A 16,004-nucleotide genomic window follows, 5' to 3' on the forward strand; every position below is an offset into this window, starting at 1 on the left:
GCTAGCCACGCATGCCGACGGAGAAGTCGTGACCCCACAGGCTCACCGCGGTGCTCTCCCGCGCAATCCAGCCTTCGTCTTGGACTTTCCTTCCCTCACAACCGAATTCGACGTCAAAGCCGCCTGGTGTCTTCATGTAGAAGGACAGCATCAGGTCGTTGACATGCCGGCCCAACGTGGCCGACAAGGGCACCTTGCGGCGCAGGGCCCTGTCCAGGCACAGGCCGACGTCGTCGGAGTTCTCCACTTCGACCATCAGGTGCACGATGCCCGACGGCGTCGGCATCGGCAGGAAAGCCAGCGAGTGATGCCGGGGATTGCAGCCGAAGAACCGCAGCCACGCCGGGGCACCGTCGGCGGGCCGGCCCACCACCTGCGGTGGCATCCGCATCGAATCGCGCAGTTTGAAACCGAGCACGTCGCGGTAGAAGTGCAGCGCCTCGGCGTCGTCGCGGGTGGTCAGCACCACGTGACCCAGACCCTGCTCCTCGGTGACGAACTTGTGCCCGTAGGGACTGACCACGCGGCGGTGTTCCAGGGCAGCGCCGTGAAAGACGGCCAGCGGGTTACCGGACGGGTCGTTGAACAGGATCATCTCGTCGACCCGGCGTTCGGCCAGTTCGGCCGCGGTGGCCTCCTTGTACGGCGTGCCCTCGACTTCAAGACGGTTCCGGATCTCTTGCAGCCCTTCGGCATTCGCGCACTCCCAGCCGGCCTCGGCCAGCCGGTCCTGCTCGCCGGGAACGATCACCAGCCGGGCCGGGAAGTCGTCCATCCGAAGATAGAGGGCACCGTCGACCGTACCTTTGCCCTCGACCATGCCGAGCACCTTCAGGCCGTAGTCGCGCCACGCGGCCATGTCGGTGGCTTCGATGCGCAGATAGCCCAATGACCGAATGCTCATCTCGCACCTCCTAGGAAATCAATCGTCAGTTTGTTGAATTCGTCGAACTTCTCCACCTGAGCCCAGTGCCCGCACTGCCCGAAAACGTGCAGCTGGGCCCTAGGGATGGTCTTGAGTGCCACCAGCGCGCCGTCCAGCGGGTTGACGCGGTCCTCCCGCCCCCAGATCAGCAGCACCGGCTGGCGCAGCTTGTACACCTCGCGCCACATCATGCCGAGCTCGAAGTCGGCTCCGGAGAACGACATTCCCATGGCACGGGTCGCCTGCAGCGATTCCGGGGTGCTGGCCAACTCGAAACGCTGGTCGATCAACTCCGGAGTGATCAGCTTCTGGTCGTACACCATGACCCGCAGGAATGCCTCGAGATTCTTCCGGGTGGGCTCCATGGAGAACTTGCCCAGCCGCTTGACCCCCTCGGTGGGGTCAGGCGCGAACAGGTTGACACTCAGGCCGCCCGGCCCCATCAGCACCAACTTGCCGGCCCGGTCCGGATAGTCCAGTGCGAACCGCACCGCGGTGCCGCCACCGAGTGAATTGCCCACCAGCGGAACGCGTCCCAACTCCAGCTGATCGAACAGCCCCTTCAGCGCGCGGGCCGCGTAGCGGTTGAACTGCCCGTGCTCGGCGCGCTTGTCGGAGTGCCCGTAGCCCGGCTGATCGACCGCCAGCACGTGGAACTGCTGCGCCAGCACCGCGATGTTGCGCGAGAAGTTCGACCAGCTCGACGCGCCAGGGCCGCCGCCGTGCAACAACACCACCGTCTGGTCGTTACCGGCGCCCGCTTCGTGATAGTGCAGCTGCAGCGGCCCGTCGACGTCGACTTCGGCAGTGCGCGAGGTGGATTCGAACGTCAGCTCGTCTGTCGCGGTCATACCATCGTGTCGCCGGGCGGCAACCCGAACTCGTTGTTCCCGAAGATCACGTACGCCCGTTCCGGGTCGTTGGCAGCGTGCACCCGGCCGGCGTGTGCATCCCGCCAGAAACGCTGCACCGGTGCGTCATTGGCCAAGGCGGTGGCGCCGGATGCCTCGAAGAGCCGGTCGATCGACGCGATCGCACGCCCGGTGGCGCGCACCTGGTCGCGGCGGGCCCGGGCCCGCAGCTCGAACGGGATCTCCTGGCCGGCCGACAACAGCGCGTACTCGTCGGCGACGTTGCCGCTCAACTGCCGCCAGGCGGCGTCGATGTCACTGGCCGCCTCGGCGATGCGCACCTTCGCGAACGGGTCGTCCTTGGCCTTCTCGCCGGCGAAGGCGGCGCGCACCCGCTTGCCCTGGTGCTCCACGTGCGCCTGGTAGGCGCCGTATGCCATGCCCACGATCGGCGCCGAGATGGTAGTGGGGTGCATTGTGCCCCAGGGCATTTTGTAAACCGGAGCGGTATTGGTCCGGTAACCGCCGGCGGTTCCGTCGTTCATCGCCTTGTAGGACAGGAACCGGTGCCGGGGCACGAAGACGTCCTTGACGACGACGGTGTTGCTGCCGGTGCCCTTCAACCCGACCACGTGCCACACGTCGTCGATGCGGTACTCGGTGCGGGGAATCAGGAAGCTGCCGAAGTCGACCGGGCGGCCGTCCTTGATGACGGGACCGCCAAGGAAGGCCCAGGTGGCGTGGTCGCAGCCGGATGACCAGTTCCACGACCCGTTGACCAGATAGCCACCGTCGACCACGACCCCGGCGCCCATCGGGGCGTACGACGAAGAAATTCGGGTTCTGGCGTCCTGTCCCCAGACCTCCTCCTGGGCCTGCTGGTCGAACAGCGCCATGTGCCAGTTGTGCACACCCAGGATCGAGCTCACCCAACCGGTGGACCCGCAGGCGCTGGCCAGGCGGCGCACCGCCTCGAAGAACAATGCGGGTTCGCACTGCAGACCGCCCCACTGCTCGGGCTGCAGCAGGGTGAAGAAGCCGATGTCGTCGAGTTCCTGCACGGTCTCGTCGAGCAGCCGGCGCCGATCTTCCGTGGCCTGAGCGCGCTCCCGGATCCGCGGCAGCAGATCATCGATGGCAGCTAGGACCGTCTGCGCATCACGCTGTTGAATAGTGGTCACTGACGTATGCCTCCTGGGAGTGCTGACTTACAGAGAGACTAGAACACGTTCCGATTTGTGTCGAGCAGGGTATTCCTGCGGCTGGTAGAGATGCGAATCGGGTTTTCTATAACATGTTCTAGTTAAGACCGAAGAGAGGAAGCGCCTTGACGGAGGCGGATCTGGACCAAGCGCCCGACGAGCCGCTCGGCGACCACGTGCTGGAGCTGCAGATCGCCGAGGTAGTCGCCGAAACCGACGACGCACGGTCGCTCGTGTTCGAGGCGCCAGGCGATGCGGCCGTCCCGCCCGAGCGGCTGCGTTACGCGCCCGGCCAGTTCCTGACGCTGCGGGTGCCCAGCGACCGCTCCGGTTCGGTGGCGCGCTGCTACTCCCTGTGCAGCTCGCCATTCACCGACGACTCGCTGACCGTGACGGTGAAGCGGACCGCCGGCGGCTACGCGTCGAACTGGCTGTGCGAGCACGCACACCCGGGCATGCGCATCCACGTGCTCGCCCCGTCCGGCACCTTCGTACCCAAGACGCTGGACAGCGACTTCCTGCTGCTGGCCGCCGGCAGCGGCATCACCCCGATCATGTCGATCTGCAAGTCGGCGTTGTCCGAAGGCAGCGGGCAGGTGACTCTCGTCTACGCAAACCGCGACGACCGCTCGGTCATCTTCCGGGATGCGCTACGGGAGCTGGGCACCAAGTACCCGGACCGGCTCACCGTGGTGCACTGGCTGGAATCGCTGCAGGGCCTGCCGAGCGCGGCCGCGCTGGCGGCGCTGGCCGCCCCGTTCACCAGCCGCTCGGCGTTCATCTGCGGGCCCGGACCTTTCATGGAGGCGGCACGGCTTGCCCTGGAAGCACTGAAAGTCCCTGCGCAGCAAGTGCACATCGAGGTGTTCAAGTCGCTCGAGTCGGATCCCTTCGCGGCCGTGAAGATCGAGGACGACGGCGACGAGGCACCGGCGACCGCAGTAGTGGAACTCGACGGCGAATCCCACACCGTGTCCTGGCCGCGCAGCGCCAAGCTGCTCGACGTGCTGCTGGCCAAGGGGCTGGACGCGCCGTTCTCCTGCCGGGAGGGCCACTGCGGCGCCTGCGCCGTGACCGTGCGCAGCGGCAAAGTGAGCATGGAGGTCAACGATGTGCTCGAACAGCAGGACCTCGACGACGGGCTGATTCTGGCCTGTCAATCTCACCCGGAATCTGATTCGGTAGAAGTGACCTACGACGAGTAGTCGCGGGGATAGGTTCTGCTTGGCGATCGGTGGGAAGGGGAGCAGGATGAAGCGGCTGTTACCAGGTCTGGCGCTGGGTGGGCTGCTGGCAGCGTTGGCGCCCGCTCCCACGGCTGCGGCCGCCAGCAACACCGCGACCACGCTTTTCCCCGTCGATGACGCGACGCAGATTCAGACGCACAGCTTCGTCGACTGCCACGGCAACGGCAGCTGCGACTTCGTCGCGGGCGCAAACCTGATGACGCCCGACGGGCCGGCGGGTTTCCCACCCGGCCTGTGGGCGCGCCAGACAACCGAGATCCGCTCCAACAGCCGGGTGGCGTACTTGGACGCCCACGCCACCAGCCAATTCGAGCGGGTGATGAAAACCGGTGGGGGCGACGTGATCACCACCGTCTACTTCGGCGAAGGGCCGCCGGACAAGTACCAGACCACCGGCGTCATTGACTCGACCAGCTGGGCCACCGGGCAGCCGATGACCAACGTGATGGTCTTCGTGTGCACGCACATGCAGGTGGTCTACTCGGGGGTCAACCTCACCTCCCCCAGCACCTGCGCGCAGACGAACTTCTCCTAGGGGTGGCTGCGCCGTCGCAACTGGTCACTGCACCTGGTTAGGCGGTTCCGGGTGACAAGAACGGCTTAGCTGTGGCGCGGAAATACCGGATGACATTCCAGCCCTCATTACGCCTGCTTTCGCCCGCCACCTCGTGGCGACGAGTCGCAGACAGCGGGTCGCAGGGTATCGGTCAGTCAGCGGACGTTTGGGCAGCACTTTAGGTGGAGCCGCCAGTGCCACCGTTGCCGATGCTGTTGTACCCGATCCCTCCTTGACCACCTTGTCCTGGGCTGGAGCCCCCGGACCCACCGCTGTTTCCTCCGACAGCACCGGCGCCGCCACCGCTACCGTTGTTACCTGCGAAACCGTTGCCGCCGTCGGCGAAGACGCCGAGGATATCGACGGCGGCGCCCCCGCCGCCTCCACCGCCGCCGGCAGAACCGGGCACGAAGAAGGTGCCCGCACCGCCGGACCCGCCTGTTCGAGCGGGTATCTCGGTGCCGACGTCGCCACCGGCGCCGCCGCTGCCGCCCTGCCCGCCGAGGGCGACCGCAGCGCCGCCACCACCACCGCCACCGCCGGCAGCCCCGCCGGTCGCGGTCACATGGCCGCCGGCGCCGCCGCCGCCGCCAGCGCCGCCGGCGCCCGGCGCCGTTGTGCCGAATGCACCGACGCCTCCGCCGCCTCCCACACCACCAAATCCGGTGAGCTTTGCGCTGGTGGCATTCCCGCCGGTACCGCCGGTGCCACCCATGCCGCCGCTGCCACCCGTTCCGAGGGGGCCGGTGCCGGTGCCCGCTTGACCGCCGGCGCCGCCGGCGCCGCCGCCGCCACCACCACCCCCGTTTCCAATCGCGATGGACGGCACATCGTATTCGCCGCCTGAGCCGCCGGTGCCGCCGGTGCCGCCCTGACCGCCCGTGCCGTTCTGTCCGCCGAAGGGCGTGTTTCCACCGAGGCCGCCGGTGCCACCGGTGCCGCCGATGCCGCCCTGTGTGGTGGAGACACCAAACACTGCGCTGCCGAAGCCCTTACCACCGGTCCCACCGCCACCGCCGATACCGCCGGTGCCGCCTTTGCCGCCTGCGGCTGTGCCGCCGAAGCCGCTGCCACCCGCCCCGGCGTCCCCGCCGGTCCCGCCGGTCCCGCCGGTCCCCCCGGCATCGCCGGACTGGGTTACGGACGAGCTATCGGCGCCGTTGCCGCCGGCACCGCCGTTGCCGCCGGCCCCGCCGCTACCGCCCACCCCACCAGCACCCTGATTGCCGCCCCCACCGTTACCCGCGGCACCACCGGCACCGCCGGTGCCACCAGCCCCACCCTGGCCGCCCTGACCACCCTGCTGACCGGCCGCGACCGCCGCGGTGAAGTCCGCACCGCGCCCACCGGTGCCGCCAACGCCGCCGGCACCACCGTCACCGGCCTGGCCCGAGGCCGCCGTGCCACCGAACCCGACACCACCAGTCCCCGCGTCCCCGCCGGTCCCGCCGGTCCCGCCATCACCGCCACCCTGGGCAGCCTGCGCCGGGTCGGTCCCGTCGGCCCCGATGCCACCCTGACCGCCGGTACCGCCTACCCCGCCACTACCGCCCACACCACCGGCACCCTGGCGACCACCAGCACCCGCACCTGCGGCGCCACCGGCACCACCGGTACCGCCGGCCCCGCCGCGCGCACCGGAATCGCCGGTCGCTCCCGGCGCAGGTGCCGCCGCGCCGGAACCACCGGCTCCGCCTTGTCCACCCGCACCACCCTGGCCGCCGTCGCCAGCGATACCCGCCTGCCCAGCGGTACCAAAGAATCCGCCCGCACCACCGGCGCCGGACGCTCCGCCCGCACCACCGGTGCCGCCGTTGCCACCCAGCCCGCCGACCTGGCCGATCGTGGCGCTGTGGTCGGTGCCGATACCTCCCTGGCCGCCGATACCGCCAACCCCGCCGTGACCGCCGGCACCGCCGCCGCCGAACAAGCCGCCCACGCCCAAAGGACCGACCGCCGCCCCGCCGGCACCGCCGGCCCCGCCGGCACCGCCCACGGCCCCCGTACCCCCGACGGCGCCGGCCGCACCCACACCGCCCGCGCCGCCGACGCCACCGGCCCCGCCGGCCCCGCCGGCCCAGCCGATCAAGGTTCGGCTGACCCCACCGGCTCCGCCGGCCCCACCGACCCCGCCGGCCAGCCCGGCCGCCCCGGCCCCGCCGGCGCCGCCGATCCCGCCTGCACCGCCGCTACCACCCAAGAATCCACCGGCCCCACCTGCCCCGCCGGAACCCCCGGCGCCACCAGCGACGGCGGCCGCGCCTCCGGCACCGCCGGCGCCGCCATTACCGAACAACCCCGCCGAGCCGCCCGCGCCACCCGCCTTGCCCGCCGCTCCCGAACCTCCCCTGCCACCATCACCGAATAAGAGACCCCCAGCGCCGCCGGCCTGGCCGGTTCCGGCCGCCCCATCAGCGCCATTGCCGATCAGCGGTCGCCCCAGCAGCGCATTAGTGGGCGCGTTGATGACATCCAGGAGACCTTGCAGCGGCCCGGCACTAGCCGCTTCAGTGGCCGCATACGCCGCGCCGCCGCGACCCAACGCCTGCACGAACTGGTCGTGATACCGCGCCACCTGCAAACTCAGACCCTGGTAGTCCCGGGCGTAGGACCCGAACAGCGCCGCGATCGCCGCCGACACCTCATCCTCAGCCGCCGGCAGAATCTGCGCCGTTGACCCTGCCGCGCCTAAACCGGCCTGCCTGATTGCCGCACCCATACCCGACAACTGGACGGCGGTCGCATTCAATTCCGCTGGGACGGCGGTGAGAAAGGACATCTGCATTGCCTCCTGGGCCGGTTGATCGCGAACTCAAATTAGGCGACATATTAGAACGACGTTCAGTCGGATTAACAGGGCTTTCCATACCTTTAGGCGCAAGAAAATTTCGGGCGGCACGGCTGCCCACGTGCGCCTCGCCTGGTGCGAGCGCCCGAAATCGCCGGTAAGACGGTGCATCTGAACGCAGCGGCGACGATCCCAGTCACTGTGGGGCAGAACGCCAACGGCGGTCGTCGCGTCGGGGCCTACCTCTGCCGAGCGATCGCTCCACGGGAATCCTCCCCGGCAGCACCGGTCGGCCGAGCCCGCGACCTGCGAAGTGGCGATAGCGTCCCACGAAGTGGCGGACGCCGATCACGCGTGACGATCGACGAGTCTGTTGAGAGCCGGGTAACGCCGTCGACGCTGGCGCGTCGCCCTGCCGTCAACCCTCACATGGGCGCTTGCGAAAGCTGGCGGCCACGGCGTCAGCGACTCGAATCGCAGTATCGACCGGCTGGACGGTCTGATGGTTCCCAAGGACCGTGACGGCGAAAACGCCTTTCGGATCGCACAATACGAGTGTTGACGTCCGTAATTACGCTAGGTCAAGGGCATTTCATCGCCTCAGTTTTTGTCTTCGCCGCGGAGTCGGCGGTGGTTGAGTAGCCGACCCTCGTGTTGTGCAAATCAATGTCATGTTGAAACTAGCTGAACAGGAATGACATTCATGATTGATCGGCACGCACGTCGGCCCGCAATCGACCAGCCCACAGTCCGGGGCGGTCACCCGGTCGGCATGCTGATCTCGATCATCGCAGCACTGATCCGCGGCGCGGACAGTATCTATCGCCAGCCGTTAGCTGGTTGCGACTACCGCGGCAAGCCCAGCAACCGCTCGGCCGCCACCGTGAGCAGGATCTGCTCGGTCCCTCCGGCAATCGTCAAACACCGCGTGTTCAAGAAGTCGAACACGGCGCGGTTGCGCACCAGGCCGCCGCCGTCGGACACGTCCATGACGAACTCGGCCAGCCCCTGCCGGTAGCGCACGCCGATCAGCTTCCGCACGCTGGACTGCGCGCCGGGGTCCTTGCCGCCGACGGCCAACTGAGCGATGCGCTGATCCAGCAATGCCCCGGCCTGCGCCAGCAGAATCAGCTTGGCCAGCCGATCCTGTTGTGCCGCATCAAGTTCCATCCCGGCCAGTACCAGCAGCAGCTCTTCCATTGGGTTGCCCAGCGCGGTTCCGGTGGCCATCGCGATCCGCTCATTGGCCAGCGTGGTGCGAGCCAGCCGCCAACCGTCGTTGACCGTACCGACCACCATTTCGTCTGGGACGAACACGTTGTCCAGGAAGACCTCGTTGAACAGCGAGTCACCGGTGATCTCGCGCAGCGGCCGAATCTCGATCCCTGGCGACTTCATGTCGACCAGGAAGTACGTGATGCCTTTGTGTTTGGGGACATCGGGGTCCGTCCTGGCCAGGCACACCCCCCACGCGGCTTTGTGCGCGGCCGACGTCCACACCTTCTGCCCGGTGAGCTGCCAGCCACCATCGCCGCGGACGGCCTTGGTACGCAAAGACGCCAGGTCCGAACCGGCGCCCGGCTCGGAAAACAGCTGACACCATAGGAAGTCGCCGCGCAGAGTGGCGGGCACGAAACGCTCGATCTGCTCGGGCGTGCCGTATTCGAGAATGGTCGGCGCCGCCCACCAGCCAATCACCAGGTCCGGGCGCTCCACGCCGGCGGCGGCCATCTCCTCGTCGATCAGTAGCTGCTCGGCCGGCCCCGCACCGCGCCCGTAAGGCGGCGGCCAGTGCGGTGCTTGCAGCCCCGCCTCGGCCAGGGCCACCTGTCGCTTCTCGGCCGGCAAAGAAGCCACTTCCGCAACCGCTGCGGCGATCTCGGCACGCTGCCCCTCGACCTCGGTCAGGTCGATCGACAGTTTGCGCCGCACCCCGTCCTGGGTCAGCGCGGCGACCGTGCGCAGCCAGTGCTCGAGACCGCCCAAGAAGCGGCTGTTGCTATGGGCCCGGCGCAGATAGAGATGCGCGTCGTGCTCCCAGGTGCAGCCGATTCCGCCGAGCACCTGAATGCAGTCCTTGACGTTGGCCTTCGCCGAAGCGATGCCGATGCTGGCGGCCGCGGCCGCCGCGATGGCGAATTGCTGGGAATCGGATTCGGACGCCGCCCCGGCTGCATCACTCGCGGCCACCTCAGCCTGCTCGGCACGGCACAGCATCTCGGCGCAGATGTGCTTGATGGCCTGGAAGCTGCCGATGGGTTTGCCGAACTGCTCGCGCACCTTGGCGTAGGCGACAGCGGTTTCTAGCGCATAGCGGGTGATGCCGGCGGCCTCAGCGGCCAGCACGGTCGCCGCCAGGTCTCCTACACCGGGAGTTTCGATCACCGTCCCCGCCACCGCGGTCAACTCGACCCGGGCCAGCGGACGGGAGAAGTCGGCGGCCTCCAACGGTTCCAGCGCGACGCCGTCAGCGTCGAGATCGATGAGCAACCAATTGCCGTCGACAGGCACCAGCAGGACGCCACCGGCGCAAGCGCCGAGTGCCCACGGCACAGCCCCCGAGACCGTCGTTCCGTCCATACTCACGTCACCTTCGAGCCCCAGCCCGGCAACGCGGTCACCGGACATCAGCGCGCCCCGCAGGTCGGGATCGGTGACGACCAGGGTCGCCAGCGCCGTCGTGGCGACCGGACCCGGCACCAGCGCCTTGGCCGCCTCTTCGACCATGGCGCACAGATCGCCGATGCTGCCTCCGGCGCCACCGTCGTCCTCGGACACTGCGACGCCGAAGATCCCCAGGTCGGCCAGGCCGGCGTACACCGGCCGCCAGGCGTCGGGATCCCCTTGTTCGACGGCGCGGACCGCCGCGCTCGCGGTCTGCCCCGACGCCGCGGTGCGGGCCCAGTCGCGCACCAGCTCGCGGGCCGCGAACTGTTCGTCGGTGACGGTCGCTACCACCAGCAGTCCTCCGCGTCGTCAAATTCACATTCCAAGATATCTTTCCTCCACACTAGAACGTGTTCTAATAGTGGAACCGATCGACCGTCAAGTCGGTGGTCATCAGGCCAGTACACGGACGTTGGCCCGGCCATAGGGAGGTGGGAGATTAACGCGATGAATGCGTATCGTTCGCGATCGAATCGCCCGCATGAGGAGCTGCCTGCCACATGTCGCCCGACGGCCAACCGCGCGAGGTTGTGAACATGGCCGTATTGGCTGAGTCCGAGCTCGGCTCGGAAGCACAACGCGAGCGCCGCAAGCGAATCCTGGACGCCACCATGGCCATCGCGTCGAAGGGCGGCTACGAAGCGGTGCAGATGCGCGCCGTCGCCGACCGCGCCGACGTGGCCGTCGGAACGCTCTACCGGTACTTCCCGTCGAAGGTGCACCTGCTGGTTTCGGCGCTGGGCCGCGAGTTCAGCCGCATCGACGCCAAAACCGACCGTTCCACGGTGGCCGGCGGCACGCCGTTCCAGCGGCTGAACTTCATGGTGGGCAAGCTCAACCGCGCGATGCAGCGCAACCCCCTGTTGACCGAGGCCATGACGCGCGCCTACGTGTTCGCCGACGCATCGGCGGCCAGCGAAGTCGACCAAGTCGAAAAGCTGATCGACAGCATGTTCGCCCGCGCGATGAGCGATGGCGAGCCGACCGAGGATCAGTACCACATCGCCCGGGTGATCTCCGATGTGTGGCTGTCCAACCTGCTGGCGTGGCTCACCCGCCGCGCCTCAGCCACCGACGTGAGCAAGCGGCTGGATCTGGCCGTGCGGCTGCTGATCGGCGATCACGAGAACTGCTAGTCGCGATCGCAAGAGCGGCCGTAGGCCGGTCGCCGCGGGTCGCGACCAGCTGGCCAGTCGCGATCGCAAGAGCGGCCGTAGGCCGGTCGCCGCGGGTCGCGACCAGCTGGCCAGTCGCGATCGCAAGAGCGGCCGTAGGCCGGTCGCCGCGGGTCGCGACCATCGGCTAGCCGGGGGGTCCCGAGGTACGCCCCCGGATGAGCTCGGTGGCCATCAGTTCAACCGCGGGCAATCCAGACCGCGGCGGCCTGAGCACCAGTTCGCCCGCGCGACGACCCTTCTGCAGGCTGGGCTGGGCCACCGTCGTCAGGCCGCGGCTCAGCGAGTCCTCGACCCCGTCGAAACCGGTGACCGTCAACTGACCGGGAACGTAAATGCCATGCGCACGCAGGTAATCCATCGCTGACAGCGCCAGGATGTCGGCGGTGCACATCAGCGCGGTGATTCGGGGATTGGCGTCCAGGGCCACCTTGGCGGCATCGCCGCCGGAGGTCGGCAGGTGCTCGTAGCTTTCCACCACGGTCAGCGAGTCGGGGTCCAAGCCGGCGGCCGTCATCGCCTCCCAGACACCGATGATCCGTTCCCGCTGTACGTCGAAGGTCGGAGACTTCAGCCGCTCGGCGTCGACTAGGCCCTGCCTGCGGTCCCGGCCCAGCCGCATGGTCAGCAGCCCGATCTCCCGATGCCCCAGACCCAGCACGTACTCGGCGATCTCACGCATCGCCGACCGGTCATCGATGCCCACCCGGGACACCCCCGGCAGGTCCACGGGTTGATCGACCACCACGACCGGCAGCCGCCGCTGCAGGACCACTTGCAGATAGGGGTCGTCGTCACCGACGGAATAGACCACGAAGCCGTCCACCCCGGCACCCAGCACGGCGGAGGTGCCGTCCTCGATGCTGCGGTTCGGGCCCACCGCCACCAGCAGCAGCCCCTGCCCGAGTTCTTCGCATGACTGCGCCACTCCGGCAACGAAATCGCGGGCCGCCGGGTCGCTGAAGGAATAGGTCAGCGGCTCGGTCATCACCAGACCGACCGCGCCGGCCTTGCGGGTGCGCAGCGAGCGCGCCACCGGGTCGGGCCCCGCATAGCCCAGCCGCTTGGCCGTGGCGAAGACCCGGTCACGGAGTTCTGGCGAGAGCTGATCCGGTCGGTTGAAGGCGTTCGAGATCGTGGTGCGCGACACTTTGAGCTCGGCTGCCAACGACGCCAGAGTCGCCCGCCTGCGCGGTGTGGGACTCACGTTCGGTGACGCTACAGCGATTCCCGTCGGCCGGATCGACCGACTTTCTAATGGAAACGATTTTCATTAGTATTATGCGTCGGCCAACCGGCCGGGCGAGAGGATGCGACGTGCGGATGCGGCTTGCGGTCTGCCTGGTCTGCGCCACCACTTTGACGGGTTGCGCGTCGGGTGGTCCGGAGCACCCGGGTGCGGTAGCCGTGGTGGCCTCCACCGAGGTGTGGGGCAGCGTCGCACGTGCCGTCGCCGGCGGCCACATCGTGGTCAAATCCATCCTGAGCGGCGCGGACGTCGATCCACACTCGTATCAGGCGACTCCCGCCGACGCGGCGGCACTGACCGATGCCGACCTGGTGATCTACAACGGCGGCGGCTATGACCCCTGGGTAGACCGGGTGCTGGCCGGCCACCCCGGTATCCACGCGATCGACGCGTACTCGTTTCTCCCGCCGGCGCGCGAGGCGCCCGACGAGCACGTGTTCTACAACCTCGCCGTCGCCAAGGCGGTGGCCATCACCATCGCCGAGCGGCTGGCGATCATCGACCCGCTCAAGTCGGCGGATTACCGCGCCAATGCGGCCCAGTTCGGCCGCGGCGCCGACGCGATCGCCAGCTCCGAGCGCGCGATCGCGACCAGGTACCCGGCCACCGGCGTCATCGCGACCGAGCCTGTCGTGCATTACCTGCTGACGGCGGCGGGCCTGACCGACCGCACTCCGGTCGGGTTCGCGATGGCCGACGAGGACGGCGCCGATCCCGCGCCGACCGACATGGCTTCCGCACTGGATCTGATCAACCGCCGGCAGGTGGCGGCACTATTGGTCAATCCGCAGACCGCGACCGCCGCCACCGCAGACCTGCAAGCCGCCGCCCGGCAATCCGGCGTACCGGTGACCGAAGTGTCCGAGAGCCTGCCCAGCGGCTCGGACTACCTGAGCTGGCAGCGCACCACCGTCGCCCAGCTGACCGCCGCCCTGCAGTCGGCCGCCGGCCGCTAACCGGGTGCGTCCGTGAAACCTCAAGTTGTCGCGCTGACCAGCGCCCGGCTGGCCTTCGGTAACCGCGTGCTCTGGGACCACCTCGACCTGTCGGTGGCGGCCGGCGAATTCATCGCGGTGCTGGGACCCAACGGGACCGGCAAGACGTCACTACTCAAGGTGTTGCTAGGTCAGCTTCCGCTGAGCGCCGGGACGGCGACGGTGAACGGCCCGGTCGGGTATGTGCCGCAACATCATCCGATCGACCGGGAAGTGATGCTGCGCGGACGCGATCTGGTCGCGCTCGGCGTCGACGGGCACCGCTGGGGTGCCTGGGGGCTGCGTCGGGCACCGCGGCAACGCCGCGACGATGCCGTGCGAGCGGCCCTGCAGCAAGTCAACGGCGAACGCTTGGCCGACGTCAGGGTAGGACTGATGTCCGGCGGCGAGCTGCAGCGGGTGCGCATCGCGCAAGCGCTGGTCAGCGACCCGGCGCTGATGCTGTACGACGAACCACTGTTGACCCTGGACCCGGCCAACGCCAAACGGGTCGCCGAACTCATCCACCGGCGCCGCAATGCTGCCGGTACCGCCGTCATCGTGGTGACTCACGAGCTCAATCCGATCCTGCCGTACGTCGATCGGGTGTTGTACCTGGTCGACGGTCGATTCCGCAGCGGCGAGGTCGACCAGGTGATGACGGCGCAGACGCTGTCCGAGCTCTACCGGGCCGACATCGAAGTGGTCAAGGTGAAAGGCCGCTACTTCGTGGTCGGGGCCCCGGACGGGCAGGTGTGATGAACGAGCGGCTCACCGAAATGCTGGACCACCTGTTCGCCTTCGACCTGACCCTTCATCTGCTCAGGCACGACTTCGTACAGCATGCGCTGGCCGCGGCGGCCCTGCTGGGGTTGGTGGCCGGGCTGATCGGACCGTTCATCGTGATGCGGCAGATGTCCTTCGCGGTGCACGGCTCGGCCGAACTGTCTTTGACCGGAGCCGCTTTCGCGCTGCTGGCGGGGTTCGAGGTGGGGATCGGCGCGCTGGTCGGCAGTGCCCTGGCGGCCGCGCTGTTCGGGATCCTGGGTCAGCGCGCCCGCGAGCGGGATTCGGTGATCGGGGTGGTGCTGGCCTTCGGGATGGGCCTGGCGGTGCTGTTCATCCACCTCTATCCGGGCCGTACCGGGACCAGCTTCGCGCTGCTCACCGGCCAGATCGTCGGCGTCGGCTACTCCGGTCTGGTCATGCTGGCCGTGGTGTGTGCGCTGGTCGTGGGCGTGTTGGGTACCTGCTATCGCCCCCTGCTCTTCGCCACGGTCGATCCGGACGTCGCGGCCGCCCGTGGCGTGCCGGTGCGGGTATTGGGCATCGTGTTCGCCGCGATGGTAGGTGTGGTGGCCGCGCAGGCGGTCCAGATCGTCGGCGCGCTCTTGGTGATGTCGTTGCTGATCACTCCCGCCGCGGCGGCCGCTCGGGTGATCAATTCGCCGGGGGCCGCCATCGCCGCCTCGGTGCTGTTCGCCGAGATCGCGGCGGTCGGGGGAATCGTGTTGTCGTTGGCCCCCGGCGTCCCCGTATCGGTCTTCGTAGCCGCCATCTCCTTCGTCATCTACCTGTTCTGCTGGTTACTCGGGCGACAGCGCTGAGCAGCACTTAAGCTGACAGAACACTCGCGACAGGGGGCCGCGGGGAGGGGGGATCGAGTGCGCCTGCAGATTACCGTGCTGGTCGCTGCGTGCACGTTGGTGGCCGGCTGCACCGACGTCGTCGACGGAAACGCTGTCGCCGGCGACAAGGCCGGCCTGGCGAACCAGACACCGATACCGGTCAGTGCGTTGGACGACCTCATGCTGGATCCCGGGCGCATCAACAGTGCCTTGGGCGCCACGTCGATGAAGGTCTGGTTCAAGGCCAAGGGCATGTGGGACTGGAGCAAGAACATCAACGACAAAAACTGCCTGGCCGTGGACGGCGCCGCCCAAGACAAGGTCTACGAGGGCACCGGGTGGACGTCGATGCGCGGCCAGCGCCTCGATGACAGCATCGACGACTCCAAGAAGCGCAAGCACTACGCGATCCAGGCGGTGGTCGCCTTCCCGAACGCCCAGGACGCCAGCAACTTCTACAACTCCTCGGTCCAGAGCTGGAAGTCCTGCTCCAACCGTCGGTTCGACGACGGCAGCCCCAACCAGCCCGTCACCATCTGGTCGGTGGGCGAGGTGACGAGCAGCAACGGCATGCTGACCAGCTCGCAGGTCCAGGAGGCCGGGAACGGCTGGTCCTGCCAGCGCGCCTTGACCGTGCGCAATAACCTCGCCATCGACATCGTCACGTGCGCCTACAAGGAAACCGGCCCGTCGGCGACCGACATCGCCAACCAGATCGCCACCAAGGTCGCCAAGCTGTAGC

Annotated in this window: 13 protein-coding genes; 7 read left to right on the top strand and 6 right to left on the bottom strand. The window is 68.3% G+C overall.

Annotated elements, in window-relative coordinates; genetic code table 11:
- Nucleotide 1: 1 nt before the first annotated feature.
- Genes hsaC through hsaA form a run of 3 tightly spaced genes read right to left on the bottom strand, consistent with a single transcriptional unit; the run spans nt 2 to nt 2,957 of the window.
- Complete coding sequence (gene hsaC / locus JX552_RS28260; RefSeq protein WP_205875088.1) at nt 2–904, bottom strand: iron-dependent extradiol dioxygenase HsaC; 903 nt, start codon at nt 902–904, stop codon at nt 2–4.
- Complete coding sequence (gene hsaD / locus JX552_RS28265; RefSeq protein ID WP_205875090.1) at nt 901–1,776, bottom strand: 4,5:9,10-diseco-3-hydroxy-5,9,17-trioxoandrosta-1(10),2-diene-4-oate hydrolase; 876 nt, start codon at nt 1,774–1,776, stop codon at nt 901–903. Before hsaD ends, hsaC begins: the two co-directional genes overlap by 4 nt.
- Complete coding sequence (gene hsaA / locus JX552_RS28270; protein ID WP_205875092.1) at nt 1,773–2,957, bottom strand: 3-hydroxy-9,10-secoandrosta-1,3,5(10)-triene-9,17-dione monooxygenase oxygenase subunit; 1,185 nt, start codon at nt 2,955–2,957, stop codon at nt 1,773–1,775. Before hsaA ends, hsaD begins: the two co-directional genes overlap by 4 nt.
- A gap of 146 nt (nt 2,958–3,103) precedes the next feature.
- Between hsaA and JX552_RS28275 the strand changes: the two genes are divergently transcribed.
- Together JX552_RS28275 and JX552_RS28280 are read left to right on the top strand one after the other, a co-directional pair.
- A complete protein-coding gene (locus JX552_RS28275) occupies nt 3,104–4,183 on the top strand; it encodes a ferredoxin--NADP reductase (protein ID WP_205875094.1) in 1,080 nt (359 codons plus the stop codon).
- A 46-nt stretch (nt 4,184–4,229) separates the two neighbouring features.
- Nucleotides 4,230–4,760 (top strand): hypothetical protein, encoded by a 531-nt coding sequence (locus tag JX552_RS28280; protein ID WP_205875096.1) that lies wholly within the window; start codon nt 4,230–4,232, stop codon nt 4,758–4,760.
- A gap of 199 nt (nt 4,761–4,959) precedes the next feature.
- Here JX552_RS28280 and JX552_RS28285 read toward each other — a convergent pair whose 3' ends face one another.
- The gene (locus JX552_RS28285) at nt 4,960–7,560 is read right to left on the bottom strand and encodes a PE family protein (protein WP_205875097.1); all 2,601 of its coding nucleotides are present in this window, start codon (nt 7,558–7,560) and stop codon (nt 4,960–4,962) included.
- Between the two features lie 855 nt (nt 7,561–8,415).
- Nucleotides 8,416–10,527 (bottom strand): acyl-CoA dehydrogenase family protein, encoded by a 2,112-nt coding sequence (locus tag JX552_RS28290; protein ID WP_205875099.1) that lies wholly within the window; start codon nt 10,525–10,527, stop codon nt 8,416–8,418.
- A 245-nt stretch (nt 10,528–10,772) separates the two neighbouring features.
- On the opposite strand from JX552_RS28290, the gene kstR reads away from it, so the two are divergent.
- A complete protein-coding gene (gene kstR, locus JX552_RS28295; protein ID WP_205878728.1) occupies nt 10,773–11,372 on the top strand; it encodes a cholesterol catabolism transcriptional regulator KstR in 600 nt (199 codons plus the stop codon).
- A gap of 166 nt (nt 11,373–11,538) precedes the next feature.
- Here kstR and JX552_RS28300 read toward each other — a convergent pair whose 3' ends face one another.
- Nucleotides 11,539–12,618 (bottom strand): Rv3575c family transcriptional regulator, encoded by a 1,080-nt coding sequence (locus tag JX552_RS28300; RefSeq protein WP_205875101.1) that lies wholly within the window; start codon nt 12,616–12,618, stop codon nt 11,539–11,541.
- Nucleotides 12,619–12,734: 116 nt separating this feature from the next.
- Between JX552_RS28300 and JX552_RS28305 the strand changes: the two genes are divergently transcribed.
- From JX552_RS28305 to JX552_RS28320, 4 genes are read left to right on the top strand one after another with little or no spacing between them, the layout of a single operon-like run.
- The gene (locus JX552_RS28305; RefSeq protein ID WP_205878729.1) at nt 12,735–13,616 is read left to right on the top strand and encodes a metal ABC transporter solute-binding protein, Zn/Mn family; all 882 of its coding nucleotides are present in this window, start codon (nt 12,735–12,737) and stop codon (nt 13,614–13,616) included.
- Between the two features lie 12 nt (nt 13,617–13,628).
- Nucleotides 13,629–14,393, top strand: a complete 765-nt coding sequence (locus JX552_RS28310; protein ID WP_205875102.1) for a metal ABC transporter ATP-binding protein — start codon at nt 13,629–13,631, stop codon at nt 14,391–14,393.
- Nucleotides 14,393–15,241 (top strand): metal ABC transporter permease, encoded by an 849-nt coding sequence (locus tag JX552_RS28315; RefSeq protein ID WP_205875104.1) that lies wholly within the window; start codon nt 14,393–14,395, stop codon nt 15,239–15,241. Before JX552_RS28310 ends, JX552_RS28315 begins: the two co-directional genes overlap by 1 nt.
- A gap of 57 nt (nt 15,242–15,298) precedes the next feature.
- The gene (locus JX552_RS28320; protein ID WP_205875106.1) at nt 15,299–16,003 is read left to right on the top strand and encodes a sensor domain-containing protein; all 705 of its coding nucleotides are present in this window, start codon (nt 15,299–15,301) and stop codon (nt 16,001–16,003) included.
- Nucleotide 16,004 lies beyond the last annotated feature (1 nt).

This window comes from Mycobacterium gordonae (assembly GCF_017086405.1).
Taxonomy (GTDB): Bacteria; Actinomycetota; Actinomycetes; order Mycobacteriales; family Mycobacteriaceae; genus Mycobacterium; species Mycobacterium gordonae_D.

Bases quoted from the DNA above. Each gene is read 5' to 3' on its own strand.
- hsaC (WP_205875088.1), bottom strand. From the start codon at position 904: ATGAGCATTCGGTCATTGGGCTATCTGCGCATCGAAGCCACCGACATG.
- hsaD (WP_205875090.1), bottom strand. From the start codon at position 1,776: ATGACCGCGACAGACGAGCTGACGTTCGAATCCACCTCGCGCACTGCC.
- JX552_RS28280 (WP_205875096.1), top strand. From the start codon at position 4,230: ATGAAGCGGCTGTTACCAGGTCTGGCGCTGGGTGGGCTGCTGGCAGCG.
- JX552_RS28285 (WP_205875097.1), bottom strand. From the start codon at position 7,560: ATGTCCTTTCTCACCGCCGTCCCAGCGGAATTGAATGCGACCGCCGTC.
- kstR (WP_205878728.1), top strand. From the start codon at position 10,773: ATGGCCGTATTGGCTGAGTCCGAGCTCGGCTCGGAAGCACAACGCGAG.
- JX552_RS28305 (WP_205878729.1), top strand. From the start codon at position 12,735: ATGCGGCTTGCGGTCTGCCTGGTCTGCGCCACCACTTTGACGGGTTGC.
- JX552_RS28315 (WP_205875104.1), top strand. From the start codon at position 14,393: ATGAACGAGCGGCTCACCGAAATGCTGGACCACCTGTTCGCCTTCGAC.